The organism is Edaphobacter sp. (assembly GCF_028283685.1).
Taxonomy (GTDB): Bacteria; Acidobacteriota; Terriglobia; order Terriglobales; family Acidobacteriaceae; genus Edaphobacter.
This window is the reverse complement of sequence record NZ_JAPWKF010000007.1, coordinates 21,702-34,648: the sequence shown is the minus strand read 5'-3', so window position 1 is coordinate 34,648 and position 12,947 is coordinate 21,702. Positions and strand designations below refer to the sequence as shown.

The following is a 12,947-nucleotide window of genomic DNA, read 5'->3' as shown; positions in this document are numbered from 1 at the left end:
GTTAGGGCTTCGCTCCAGGCGCGACGGCGCCGAGTTCTTGTAGATCGATGAGGGCAGATTGGCGGGCGTATTGTGCGTCGAGCAGATCGCCGCGAACACTTTGCAGCACCCGCTGTGCGTCGAGGACCTCGACGATACCTCGTTCGCCGTAGCGATAGGCCGCCTTGGCGGCATCGACTGCGCTCTCGGCTGCGTGGAGGGATCCGGACTCGAGTGATGTGGCCTGCTGATCCGCCAGCTGGTACTGTTCGTAGGCGCGCTCGAGTGCCGAGATCAGCTCAAGGCGCCGCTGATTGAGGATGGCGGTTGACTGGCTAATGTTTGCGTGCGCTTCTTCAATCTGTCCGTGACGACGGTCCCAGAGGGGAATCGGTATGTTGACGCCGGTGCGCCAGAAGCGGAGGTCCGGCTGATTTTCAAACTCTGCGAAGAGCTGCGGCTGAGGGATACGAAGTTTCTTTTGCTGATCGAGTGATGCTTCAGCTGCCTGGATATCGGCTTTCGATTGCGCGATGGCCGGGTGCGCGTTCAACACGTTTTGACGAAGCTGATCGACCGGCAAAAGTGAGATGCGAGATTCGAGATCGCCGCGTGGTTCCAGGTTGACGTCGGCGGGTGCAGCTATGGTGACACGCAGCATCGCGATGGCGTTGTTGTATTCGATCTGCGCGCTGCGAACGGCAAACTGCGCTCTTGCCAGTTCAGCTTCAGCTCGGGTCAGTTCAAGACGCCCTTTTTCTCCAACACGGACCTCGACCTCAACCCGACGTCGGAGATCCTGAACGAGTTGCAGGTTCTCTTTCGCATGGCTGATCTCTTCGCGGCGGCGAAGGGCATCGTAGAAGGCATGCTTCACATCGGCTACGACGGTGATGGCTGTCGCGGTCTGGGCTGCCCGGCTGCTCGCGATTTCATACTGAGCGACTCGCTGTCGTGCGCGGCGCTCGGAGGGGATTTCAATCGTTTGCGAGCCGCCGTAATGCTGCAGAAGTCCGGGCACGCCGGGGGTTCGTATCGGGCGTGCATACTGGCGACCCTCGTAGATATCGATGGTTGGGTTGGTATAGGCGCGGGCTGTCTTCGCTGCTGCACTGGCCTTGTCGGTCAAGGCCTGCGCCTCGCTTAACCTTGGGTTGCTGCGCGATGACATCGCAATTGGCATCAGATAGAGTGAGGACGAGCTGGGGAGCGCCGGCAGGCGTCGAAGGAGAAGCCTCAGTCCCTGCTGTGGGCAGCTTCTGACCGTCGCTGCTGAGATCGAAAGCGACGGCAGACGGAGACGGAGGTAGTTCCTGCGCGATGAGGCAGGAGCTGGTTAGCAGGAAGAACTGCAATGTAAGTCGATGCAACGTCACATGTTTGATTAGTGCAATTGCAACGCCAAACGCAATTGGACCGAATACGGGCGTTTTTCGAAGAGGCTGGCTGGCAGAGTGTCCCATAAGGTACATGGGTGTACCGAATTGGTTGGAGTGCGTGCCAGAGGCGGCATCACGATTGAAAATCGTCAACAAAAGATGCCGCTCAGCTTGGCGACTGAATTGCAGTGAAGGCACGTCGTGCTAATGAATGCCATTCCGGGGAGCCGTGTGCATGGATACATGTCCGGCAGTTTGACGCCTGCATGGGACAATAATGAGATGGCGCTGGTTCCTCGGTGGCTGCGGTCTGAGCGGGCAAAGGCCGTGCTGATTGTGATTCTGGTGGTGACGTTGGCGGTCTACACCTGGATTGTGCCCCCGCATGCCGTGGTGTTGCATAACATCCTGCATCACCTCAACATCCTTCCGTTCATGCTGGCAGGGATGTTCTTCGGTTGGCGAGGCGCGCTGAAGACGGTTCTGTTTACTGCTGTGCTGATGGCCCCTTCGATCTACCGGCATTGGTTTCGTGCGCCGCTGGATTCGCAGGACCAGGTGGTTGAGTTGGGCACCTTCGGCGCCGCCGGCATTATCGCGGGGTTCCTCTCGGAGAGAGAGAGAATGCAACGCCTTCGAGTAGAGACGACCAAGCTTGAACTGGAGCGGGTGTACACGGAGCTACGACAGAGCCTCGATCAGATCAAGCGGACGGAACGGCTGACAGCAGCCGGACAACTGTCGGCGAGTTTGGCGCATGAGATTCGCAATCCATTGGCAAGCATCAGCGGTGCTACCGGAATTCTGGCGCGCGGGCAGGCATCGCAGGAGGCTCGCAGCGAATGCCTGGAGATTCTTACGAAGGAGTCGCAACGACTCAACAAGCTGCTGACGAACTTTCTCAACTTCGCCCGTCCCCGGCTTCCTCGTCTACAGAATGCCGATCCTCGAGAGATGATTCATGCTGTGGGGACGCTGGCACAGCATGCTGCGAGACGCAAAGGAGTCGTAGTGGAGATGCAGCTGGCGGATGGCTCCCGTGAGGTTCCATGCGATCAGGAGCAGATCAAGCAGCTACTGCTGAACCTCATTTTGAACGCTTTGGACGCAACGGAAAGCCACGGCAAGGTGATCGTACGTTCGTTCTTTCTTTCAGAACACCTTTGCATTGAGGTATGCGATGAGGGACGAGGCATTCCGGCATCGGAGAGGGAGCGTATCTTTGAACCGTTCTTCACGACGAAGGAGACAGGGACGGGGCTGGGGCTTGCGATCGCGTCGAATATTGCATCGCAACATGGAGGCGCACTCACGTGCCGTCCGAATGGAGCGAAGGGAACGATCTTTCGTACGGAGCTGCCGCTGGCCGTGGAATCTTCTATAGTGTCCGGCCGAGTGGAGACGCGATGAATCGCAAACATATTCTTGTGGTGGACGATGACAGCAGCCTTCGTCGCGTGATGAAGATGCAGCTGGAAGAGGCCGGCTATGAGGTGGCACTCGCTTCGGACGGCGAGGAGGCGTGGTCGATGCTACGCGAACAGGAACCAGCGCTGGTGATCACCGATCTTCGAATGCCGACGACCGGCATGGAGCTTCTGGGACGCATCACGAAGCAGGGACTTGAGACCACGGTGATTGTGGTGACTGCATTCGGGACCATCGAGACGGCTGTGGAGGCGATGCGTCTTGGTGCGTATGACTATGTCACCAAGCCGCTCGATTTTGAAGCTCTGGTGCTGGTGGTTCACCGTGCGATGGAACGTCAGAAGCTGATCGAAGAGGTGCGGACTCTTCGATCAGCTCTTGATCAGCGGTACGGTTTTGAAGGAATCGTTGGACACTCCAAGGGATTGCTGCATGTTCTGAACCAGGCAGCTCGTGTGTCCCAGAGGGATGCCACGATCCTGATCCAGGGAGAGACGGGAACGGGCAAGGAGCTCCTGGCGCGTGCGATTCACCATAACAGTCCACGGCGTAGCCAGCCGTTTGTCTCCATCAATTGCGGCGCTATCCCAAGGGATCTGGTGGAGTCGGAGTTATTCGGATATGTTCGCGGAGCCTTTACAGGGGCGCTGGCCAACAAGCCGGGCCGCATTGAGGCCGCTGATGGAGGAACGCTTTTCCTGGATGAGATAGGGGAACTGCCCCTGGATGCGCAGGTGAAGCTGCTGCGTGTGCTGCAGCAAGGGGAGTTGACCAAGCTGGGAACGACAACGAGCGCAAAAGTGGATGTGCGCGTGATTGCGGCTACTCATCGAACGCTCTCCGCCATGGTGGAGGACGGAACGTTCCGTGAAGATCTCTATTACCGCCTCGCGGTGGTTCCGCTAACCATTCCACCATTGCGGGATAGGAAGGATGATATTCCGGAGCTGATCGAGAAGCTCTTCTATCGCGCCAAGCAGCGGCATGGTCTGAACCATGTAAGGCTCTCGCCAGAGGTGCATCAGCGGCTTATTTCATACCGTTGGCCGGGAAATGTGCGGCAGCTGGAGAACGTTCTGGAACGTATGCTAGTCCTGTCGTGCTCCGAGACCATTACAGCGGAGGAGTTGCCCGAGGAGTTGTCGAAGCAAAAGGGAAGTGTCGGAAGTTTTGTGTGGCCAGATCTGCCGGACGAAGGCATCAGCCTTGAGGCGATCGAGCGAGATCTGATTACGCGGGCGCTGGAGAGATTTGGTGGCAATCAGACGCAGGCGGCAAGGTATCTCGATATCAGCCGCAGGACACTGATCTATCGAATGGACAAGCATGGCTTGTCAGCCGCAGGGTCTCTTGGAGATGGCGTAGCCGATTAACTGCGTTTGAGATAGGTTTCGTCGAGCTCTCGAACGCAATTTATAGCATCAGAGATGCTAGTAACTATTTCAGGTTTTCGTGCCGTCGCGGGGTTGATGGCATACCGTTTGTTGACGGCATTACCTGTTTATAGCGTTTCTTGAAAAACTTTCAAGGTTTCGTTCAAGCAGATTTTAGGGATCTCTGCTTCTTCTATTCTTGTTGCAGGAAACGGCTAGGGGAAAGGTGCATTCCTCCTGGATGAGGAGTGTCTTCCTGCCGCCCCGCAGTTGAATTTGGCTGAGGGGATGGGAGGGGTGCCTCACCTATTTCGCACTGCGAGCGATCCAGACATAATCTCTCTATCCTGATCCCGCGCCGAAGATTCAACCGGCATCTGCTAACTGTTTCACTGGAAAAGGTTTGATCCTGGTTATTCTCATTTGAGAGGCTGCAGAATGTAACGCGAATTATGACGGCAGAGCAGAATGACCGTCACATTCTGCTGAATAAGCCGTCCTGGTTGGATACTGGGCCTCGCTGACGCAGTTCAACATGCGGGGATGGAACGATGGCGAGAGTATTAAGGTCAACTACATCGGACACCCATACAGGGCGCGATCTCTCAGGATATATCGAGACGCAGAACAATCCGAAGGGCCGGATGCTGCGTATCTCCCACGATAGGAATATTGGTAGAGTTTGGCTCCGTCTTCCGTTTCTAACACAATGCCCGTGTAGATTTTGTTTTGCGTAGCCAACACCAAAAGTGCTGCAAGTCTGTTAGACTCAATCTTGTTGTTGCAACGATGGTGGTTCGCCGAAGCAGGCGAGCGGCCAATGTTTGCAGTAAGTTAGAGAGAGACTTTGTGACAGTTTCTATCTGCTGGAAATTCCAAGTTGTTGAAAAACAATCTTGGGGACGTAGCTCAGTTGGTTAGAGCGCTGCCCTGTCACGGCAGAGGTCGCGGGTTCGAGCCCCGTCGTCCCCGCCATAGATTCTAAAGGACTTAGAAGCTATGGCAACCCCAAGTGACAGCCAAATCCGGGTCCAATAAGGGTCCATTACGCTCCAACATGAGCTTTCTGCGGGTCCGTCTCACCCGCTTTCTGACCCACGCTGGGAATCATCATCCTTACAACCTTGCTCTGTGCGGCGCGCTTATTGGAACCCACTGCCTGGGTATACACATCCAGTGTGATCCTGCTGTTCGCGTGCCGTAAAAGCTCCTGTACGGTTTTCACATCTTCTCCGTTCGCCTTCAGCAACGTGCCGAAGGTATGGCGGAAGGTGTGCCAGCCGATGTTCTTGTAAATGCTGTTCGCCTTGGCGACCGGCTTGATGTACCGCTTCATCAGATTGTCCGGCCAATAGGGTTGTTCCCCCTTCATGGTCGGGCTGGCAAAGACCCAATCCTCTTGTGTTGGATAAGGACTCTTCTTTCGCCACTGAAGCAGGTCTTCCGCCATGTACCCATCGAGTGGGACAGGCTTGGCAGAAGCTTCCGTTTTGCAATCCCCGATCTTCTGGTGCCAGATGGATCGGGTTACACGCAGCTCAAGACTTTCGAAGTCCACATCCGCCCACCGAATCCCCAACAGCTCGCTTACGCGCAGTCCTGTGGCAGCAGCCAGCAGAACCAAGGTGCGCTCGCGTGTGTCGAGTTTGGTGAGGAGAAGCTGAAGCTCTCTCAGTTCGAGAACATCAGGAACGCGCTCTCGCTTAGCGCTCTGGCGCACGAGCTTGATCGGATTTTTATCCGTCCACTCGTACCGCATCGCGTGACTGAAAAGTGCGCTCATCAGATTCCGTAGCTTGGCTCGTGTTGCTTTGGCCCGCTTGATCCCTCGCAGCCACTCTTCGACTGCTACGGGTTTTACCTGGTCCATCTTGAGTCCACCCCAGCGGGGCAAGATCCAGTTCTCCAGATAGCTTTGATAGGCAGCTCGTGTCGGAAACGCCTTTTGGCTGTGACTCTCTTCGTTCAATTCCTTGAGACGATAATGAGCCACCAAGTCTGCGATTGTTTCCGGACCGCCATCTACCTGCGGGGTTAGTGAGTTGGCGTCGATGCGCAACGCGCGAGCTGCTTTGAGGGCGATTGCTTCAGTCGGCAACGTGAGGATATTTCCCACGATTGCTTTCCTTCGCTTGTTCGTTCCATCAGAGCCAGGCTCCCACCATCGAAAGACCCATACATCGGGTCCACTCTGGCGCTTTTCGCGCTGCACGCTTCCATTCTGATACCGTGTCCGCCTAGACATTTTCTCTCCTGTCTTCGGCGCAACGGATGGCTGATATTAGGCTACCGCTACGCTGGGCAAAGGTCGAGTCTTCGTTGCGGGAATTAACTCGCGAGCTGGCTCTGAATCCAATCCTCAATCGTGGAGGCGCGGAAGCGCCACAGCTTCCCAACATGGACTCCCCGCACAATGCCCTTGCGAGCGAGCTTCTGAAGTGTCTTCGGGTGGACATTCATGATCTTTGCCGCCTCGTCACTGTCCAGTAGTCTTTCCGGCGTGAAGGTTCCAGCAGAAGCAGGTGGTTTCTTCCCGAGTGGATTCGAGTCCTTAGCGTCATACAGGACTGAAGACATGTTCACCTCGTTGTAGGGATATACCCGACTCCAAGAGTGACGCTGATCTCCATACGCGTCCAATACTTCTCATCAATACCACTCAAAGTTCTGTGCATAGCTGGCCTATAGAGGTAGGAACCTTTTGGTTCCTAGTTACCCGCGTAGGAACCTAGCAACCCAAACGAAACTAATTGACGTATGTGGTTCCCAGTTGAACGATTAAAGGTGCAACATCGACTCTCGTCCCCCGAGTGAGATGTGGAGTCTTGACGTCACAGCCAGCGGAGTATCAAGGCCATGTCAGACATCATCGAATTTCGCCATCTGGAATACCTGGTTGCAATTGCCGAAAGCAAGAACTTCAGCAAAGCCGCCGAACATGTTCTGCGGTCGCAGCCTGCCGTCAGTCCAGGATTTACCCGCAGTATGAATTTATTAATCCGTTGGGGCTAACGATCACCGAGTTCCACGAAAACCGCGTGTCCGTAGATGCCGAAACGCCGGGCGTGAATCCCAACGGAATCGTCCAGTCTGCGCCGGGAGCAACGCGATGAGCTTCGAGCTCATACTCCCGTTCTTCCCAGAGGAGTTGCGAGTGCTCCTGATGGACCCGTCGATCTCGGATTTTATGATCAACGGGACTACGGGTGTGTTCGCGGATCGAGCCGGCGAGGTCGAGCATATCCCGCTCTCCGCGCCATACACCAATGACCGCCTGCAGGCGGCTATTGAACGCGTTGCACGCCTGCTCGGGCAAGATCTGACCAGCCAAAATCCCATCCTGAATACGCGCTTGCCTGACGGCTCGCGCGTGGCCGTCGTTGGGTCTCCATCTTCCATTAATGGCCCGACGCTCACAGTCCGCAAATTCAATCGCTGGTACACCTCTGACGAGCTGGTCGCTGCCGGTGGGCTTCCAGCCCACGTCCGCGACGCCGCTGTGGGGCTCATTACGAAGCGCAAGAACGGCATCATCAGTGGTGGAACCGGCTCGGGTAAGTCGACCCTGATGAAGGCGCTTCTCGACCACGTTCCGCTCTATGAGCGTCTCGTCGTCATCGAGCAACCGGCTGAACTCAAAATCTTGCATCCGAATGCGGTTCGTTGGGAGGCAGATCGTACTGGCCGCGCTCGGCAACACCGCAGACGAAAAGCTAACCTGCTTGGCCCTGCGTCTTGCACTGACGGACCATCTTGGATTGCCCCGCGACACCGACCCCGACCTGCTTGCGGAAGCGGAGGCGCTGTTCGCACCACCCCAGGCCACAGCCAAGAAAGCCACCAAAGCGAAAGCGGCTCCGACTCTCGTCAAGCCTGCGGAGAAAAAGACAGCGGCGAAGAAACAGAAAGCAGCCTAAGCATAGATACTCTGGCCCCGGATTCGTCCGGGGCCGATTTGTCTCTCGATCCGCCCCGAGAATCGCGGCGGGAGAACCCCCTTCGGTTTCTCCCGGCCCTCATCCCGCTTGCTCTCCCGGCCCCCGCTCGCCGGCTGCGCGGCAAAGAGTCAAGTTCCTCCTCTTTGCATTCTGTCCCTTGGCTGGCCGCGACCTTCGAATTAGGAGAACAGCGTTCATCGGGACTCCCTGTTTTCTAGCTTTAATTCCAGACTTTTCTCGTTACGCCGTTGCTGGTCTGCGTCGCCCCAGGTCTGAAGCATGCGGACAAGGGGAACCAGCGTCTTGCCATAGTCGGAGAGCGAGTACTCAACTTTCGGTGGAACGACTGGAAACGCCTTTCGAACAACTATCCCGTCCTCTTCCAATTCCTGCAACTGTGCCGTGAGAATGCGCGCGCTTAACTTCGGCTTGAGGCTTTGCAGTTCACCAAAGCGCTGCGTATCGTGCTCAATTAACTGATGCAGCAGCAAGCCCTTCCATTTGCCACCGATGACCTCAAGGGTTGCTTCCACGCCGCACCCACTTGCTGAAGGATAACGCGCATATCTTTGCTTCCGCATGACCCATGGTAACAAGAAGATGGCATGGTTACAAATTTGTAAGTATAACAAAATGTGCGACTTGCGTCATTCCCCGGCATCTTATTGATGTTGCTGCATCACTCAGAAAGCACCAACCGAAAGGATTGCCCCATGAAATACTTTTTCGTTTACGCTCATCCAGAGCCGATATCACTCAACGGATTGTTGAAGGATGAGGCGATTCAAGCACTTACGGCAGCGGGTCACGAAGTCGAGATTTCCGATCTGTACGCCATGAAGTGGAAAGCAGTAGCGGACGGCGAAGACTTCCCCGAACGCGACCGTGCTACCCCGCTGCACTACCCCTCCGAATCTGGCAAGGCGTTCAAGAACGGAACGCAGTCAGTAGACGTGGCCGAAGAGCAGCGCAAACTACTCTGGGCCGATGTAGTCGTCTTTCAATTTCCGCTTTGGTGGTATGGCATGCCAGCCATCCTCAAGGGGTGGGTGGATCGTGTTTATGCTCTCGGCTTTGCATACGGCGTTGGCGAGCACGGAGGCGCGCGCTGGGGCGACCGGTTTGGGGAAGGCGTTTTAGAAGGGCGCAAGGCTATAGTCGCTGTGACCGTCGGAGGTCGCATGTCTCACTACGGTCCACGTGGCGTGAATGGTGCCATCGACGACATTCTTTGGCCTGTGCAGCACGGCATACTCTTTTATCCCGGCATGACTGTGCTGCCGCCGGCGGTTTTATACGAAGTGGAACGCTCGTCGGAGGAAAGCGTGAAAGCTATGGTTCGGGTGTATGTTGACCGCCTTCTCGCGGCGCAGACAACTGAACCTATCGGCTACCGCTCGCAGAACGGCGGCGACTACAACGACGTCCAGGTTCTGAAGCCGGAACTCTCACCCGATGCCCGCGGTCTTGCGGTACATCAACATGAGCCCGCCTTTGTCTCAAACACTTCTCTTGGCACATCGGGAAAGTACACACCGCAGCATTTTGCTCCGACATCACGAGAATAGAACCTTTCCGATTCGCGACACATTGAAGGTTTCGCGGCACCCACGATTACAACTAGGAGACTCGAATGAATACAGAGAGCAAGTCGATTACAGTTATGGGCTACGCTCGCGCAAAGAGCGGGCATGAAGATGACGTGCGCAAGGCCCTCAAAGCCTTTGTGGAACCTGCTTGCAGCGAAGAAGGATGTGTGAGCTATGAGCTCTTCGAAGACCTTTATTACGTCGGTAGCTTTTACACCGTCGAGGAGTGGGCCAGCGAACACGCTTTGGAGACGCACGTCAAAGCTCAGAAGCCCGACATGAACAAGATCCTTCCACTGCTTAGTGATGAAATTCGCATCAGCGTCGTCAAAGCACTCAAGTAATCCGAGCAATGTCGGCCTCGGCGGCTCTGCAAGCTAACCGCATACCGGCGACTATCTTTCGATCGCAAAGCAGAACCGGAAGCCACCTTGCAGTAAATGCATGAAGCATTCTGAGGAGAATAGAGGTACCATCACAAGCACGACGGGCCGTACCGCTTGCAGAGCGCCAAGGTAACCTGCCCCTTCTCGCGTCGGATAGACCCTGATGAGCGCCGAAGTCGCTCACCCACGAGGAGACTGTGCAGCTTCGCCCTGCGTCTTGCACCTACGGACCATCACGGAGTGCCACGCGACACCGATCCCGACCTGCTTGCGGAAGCCGAGGTACTGTTCGCTCCACCCCACGCCCAGCCCAAGAAAGCGATCAAAGCGAAGGCGGCTCCAACTCTCGTCAAACCTGCCGAGATGAAAGTCACCGCCAAGAAGCAAAAAGCCGCTCAGCCCGTTCATTCTGGCCCCGGATTCATCCGGGGTCGTTTTGTTCCGACCGGCTTCCGGATCGCGGCGGGAAAACCCTCTTCGGTTTCTCCCGGCCCTCATCCCGCTTGCGTTCCGGCTGCCGCTCGCCGGCTGCGCGCCAAGATTCGAGTTCCTATTGCTCCTGGACCTTCCCTCGGTACCGCGCAGATGACAACCCTCACTTCTGAAGATGCTTAACGTGATATGGCCTAGATCCGAACCCTAAGCACAAGCACCTTGTACCCGACAGTTATCCGCATGAAGGCTATGCCATTGAACTGCCAGCCGCCTTATAAATCTCTTCAACGGACAGTAAATCTTTCAGGCCTTCTTCGCCCGGAGTCGCTGGCTCGGCGTTCTGCAAAACGCAATTTGCAAAGTGTGTGACCTCAGTGACGAACTGGTCGGGATCGTATACAGCACCGCTGCCAGCGAGATCGCCCGACTCGGTCTTCCCCTCGTATTTGAGAACCGTATCTCCGTAAGTAAATGCGGGCTCGACCCGAACGTGTCCCGTAGTTCCGTTGATCTGGAGAAAGTTTGTACCATTCTGTCCATAAGAACTTCCGCATTCTGCGAGGATGCCGGATGGAAACTTGAGAAGACAATTGATGGTCTCCTCCACCGAAGTAAACTTCCCAGTCTTATCACGCGTAGCCACCACGGCCCTGAAGTCCACTGGCTCTTCGCCGGTGAACCAACGGATTGTGTTGAGTGCATAAATTCCAAGGTCAAACATGGAACCGCCACCGGCGAGCGCACGATTGAGTCTCCATTCCTGTTTATTTTTCATTCCGTAAAAGCCAGCTTGGAACTGCAGAATCTCGCCAAAGGCTCCAGACCGCACCATCTCATGCAACTTCAGAAACACAGGCTCATGGTGTAGACGGTAGCCAATCATTAGCTTGACGCCAGCGTGGCGACACGCATCGATCATTCGTTTGCACTCATTGGAAGAGATAGCCATCGGCTTTTCACAGAAGACATGTTTGCCCGCTTCAGCTGCCCTGATCGTGTACTCGCAATGCATGCTGTTCGGTAGTGCCACATAAACGGCATCAATACCGTGGTTATTGCGGATACTATCGAAGGTCTCGTAGGTGTAGATGGAGCTGTCAGCGACACCGTACATTGATGCGAACTTTTTACCCTTTTCTACCGGATGACCGGTGACCAAACCTGTCAGCTTCGCATTTTCAGACTTGCCTACCGAACGCATGAAGACCTCAGCGATGCTTCCCAGACCAATAGGGGCAATGCCTACTTGTTGCTGGGAGGGGACGGTTTGCGAGAAACTGTCCAGAGCAAACGAAGCGGTTGCGACGACGGCACTCTTGGTGAACGTTCTTCTTGTGAGGCGATGCATATTCATCTCCGACTAGTTAATCTATCGTTCAAGAGTCCGCTCTTGGAGCCATCGAAACGGGGTCTGCATAACGGATAATCGCGCGGTTCTGACATGCGAGCGAGCCGCAGAGTGGTGTGCGCCGCCTTTTCGTTGCGTTCCGGTTCCAGACGAATTTGGTCATTGTCGATTCGGCTGCACATGTATGTTGCGTCGAAGCGCACACCGTCGAAGTAGCCCGCAACAAGGAGACGGAGTGGAGCGGGTCGCCTCACTGCTTCACATACACAACTTCTCCCGCGTATTGCGCCTGACCTGCGGGCCATGAGATATCGACCCAAGCCTTGCCGTTCTCTACCAAGGTCATTCGACCTTCCCCCTCGGGCTTGCCATTGCGAGCGACCTTGTAGATGAGCACCTCCGGACTCTCCGCCGTGACACTTAGCGTTAGACCAGGCGACGGCTTCGTCCTGTGCACCTCCATGGGCACTCCGTCTGTTTTACCCGTAACAACTTCTCCAAGGGACGGAATCTCCCACTTGATCTGCCCGTCAGGTTGCAAAGTAAAGCGATAAGCATTCGCAGCCTGGTTCTTGATTCCGGGAGTGCTTCTGCTGGCATCGAGAACCCAAGTGCCATTCCAGGGATTTTTTGCCGAAGTCGTCGCGGGGGTTATGGAAGCAAGGAGAAGGGTAGTTATCAAGAAAACTCCCATATTGCACCTCTACTTTCTGATGGCTAAGCCACCGTTGGTTAAGATTAAGAGAGCGCGGATGTTCCTTAGAAATCAGCTTTCAATCAGCAACCAGCTCTCAAGAGCCGATCTGCGTTTCCTTTTATCTAGCCCTTTTATGATTCAGATTCACATCATCAAGGGCGCTAACTACCGGCTATCTTTCAACTGTCAGAATCACTGAAACGGCCAATCAACTACCCTGAAGACCCGAAATACTTGCTGACCCACGTTACACGATCGGCGTATTCTCCCTGTGTTCCAACGCCCACTTCACAATCTCATCCTTACGCGCAAACCAGTCGTAGTTCCTTCTAAATAAATTCCGAAGTCCTTTGAAACATCGTTGACAATTTGCGACCACACCAGGGGCATGGCCA

Annotated in this window: 13 protein-coding genes and 1 tRNA gene; 7 read left to right on the top strand and 7 right to left on the bottom strand. The window is 55.4% G+C overall.

Features of this window, described 5'->3' with window-relative positions:
- Position 1: 1 nt before the first annotated feature.
- Complete coding sequence (locus PW789_RS11115) at positions 2-1,108, bottom strand: TolC family protein (protein WP_299375916.1); 1,107 nt, start codon at positions 1,106-1,108, stop codon at positions 2-4.
- 493 nt (positions 1,109-1,601) lie between these two features.
- On the opposite strand from PW789_RS11115, the gene PW789_RS11110 reads away from it, so the two are divergent.
- The 3 genes from PW789_RS11110 to PW789_RS11100 all read left to right on the top strand — a co-directional run bounded on the left by PW789_RS11110 (position 1,602) and on the right by PW789_RS11100 (position 5,134).
- Positions 1,602-2,768, top strand: a complete 1,167-nt coding sequence (locus PW789_RS11110) for an ATP-binding protein (RefSeq protein ID WP_299375913.1) — start codon at positions 1,602-1,604, stop codon at positions 2,766-2,768.
- Complete coding sequence (locus PW789_RS11105) at positions 2,765-4,159, top strand: sigma-54 dependent transcriptional regulator (protein WP_299375910.1); 1,395 nt, start codon at positions 2,765-2,767, stop codon at positions 4,157-4,159. Before PW789_RS11110 ends, PW789_RS11105 begins: the two co-directional genes overlap by 4 nt.
- Positions 4,160-5,057: 898 nt before the next feature.
- A tRNA-Asp gene (locus tag PW789_RS11100) sits at positions 5,058-5,134 on the top strand.
- A gap of 70 nt (positions 5,135-5,204) precedes the next feature.
- Here the strand turns inward: PW789_RS11100 and PW789_RS11095 are convergent.
- Together PW789_RS11095 and PW789_RS11090 are read right to left on the bottom strand one after the other, a co-directional pair.
- On the bottom strand, positions 5,205-6,275 hold the full coding sequence (locus PW789_RS11095; RefSeq protein ID WP_299375906.1) for a site-specific integrase: 1,071 nt from the start codon (positions 6,273-6,275) through the stop codon (positions 5,205-5,207).
- 212 nt (positions 6,276-6,487) lie between these two features.
- Positions 6,488-6,736, bottom strand: coding sequence for a helix-turn-helix domain-containing protein (locus PW789_RS11090; protein WP_299375902.1), 249 nt, complete (start codon positions 6,734-6,736; stop codon positions 6,488-6,490).
- Positions 6,737-7,015: 279 nt separating this feature from the next.
- Here PW789_RS11090 and PW789_RS11085 point away from each other — a divergent pair, with 279 nt between their 5' ends.
- Complete coding sequence (locus PW789_RS11085) at positions 7,016-7,171, top strand: LysR family transcriptional regulator (protein WP_299377906.1); 156 nt, start codon at positions 7,016-7,018, stop codon at positions 7,169-7,171.
- Positions 7,172-7,268: 97 nt separating this feature from the next.
- A complete protein-coding gene (locus tag PW789_RS11080; protein WP_299375899.1) occupies positions 7,269-8,315 on the top strand; it encodes an ATPase, T2SS/T4P/T4SS family in 1,047 nt (348 codons plus the stop codon).
- Here PW789_RS11080 and PW789_RS11075 read toward each other — a convergent pair.
- Positions 8,292-8,630 carry a helix-turn-helix domain-containing protein gene (locus PW789_RS11075; protein ID WP_299375896.1) on the bottom strand — a complete coding sequence of 113 codons (339 nt, stop codon included), beginning with the start codon at positions 8,628-8,630 and terminating at the stop codon, positions 8,292-8,294. The two genes, PW789_RS11080 and PW789_RS11075, sit on opposite strands and share 24 nt — an antisense overlap.
- 180 nt (positions 8,631-8,810) lie before the next feature.
- On the opposite strand from PW789_RS11075, the gene PW789_RS11070 reads away from it, so the two are divergent.
- Together PW789_RS11070 and PW789_RS11065 are read left to right on the top strand one after the other, a co-directional pair.
- Complete coding sequence (locus tag PW789_RS11070; protein ID WP_299375893.1) at positions 8,811-9,665, top strand: NAD(P)H-dependent oxidoreductase; 855 nt, start codon at positions 8,811-8,813, stop codon at positions 9,663-9,665.
- Between the two features lie 65 nt (positions 9,666-9,730).
- Positions 9,731-10,030, top strand: coding sequence for a putative quinol monooxygenase (locus PW789_RS11065; protein WP_299375890.1), 300 nt, complete (start codon positions 9,731-9,733; stop codon positions 10,028-10,030).
- Between the two features lie 222 nt (positions 10,031-10,252).
- Here the strand turns inward: PW789_RS11065 and PW789_RS11060 are convergent, their stop codons facing one another.
- The 3 genes from PW789_RS11060 to PW789_RS11050 form a co-directional block, all read right to left on the bottom strand.
- Entirely contained in the window at positions 10,253-10,480 is a 228-nt protein-coding gene (locus PW789_RS11060) for a hypothetical protein (RefSeq protein ID WP_299375887.1), read from the bottom strand.
- Between the two features lie 274 nt (positions 10,481-10,754).
- A complete protein-coding gene (locus PW789_RS11055; RefSeq protein WP_299375884.1) occupies positions 10,755-11,855 on the bottom strand; it encodes a Gfo/Idh/MocA family oxidoreductase in 1,101 nt (366 codons plus the stop codon).
- A 250-nt stretch (positions 11,856-12,105) separates the two neighbouring features.
- The gene (locus PW789_RS11050) at positions 12,106-12,318 is read right to left on the bottom strand and encodes a hypothetical protein (RefSeq protein ID WP_299375881.1); all 213 of its coding nucleotides are present in this window, start codon (positions 12,316-12,318) and stop codon (positions 12,106-12,108) included.
- Positions 12,319-12,947 lie beyond the last annotated feature (629 nt).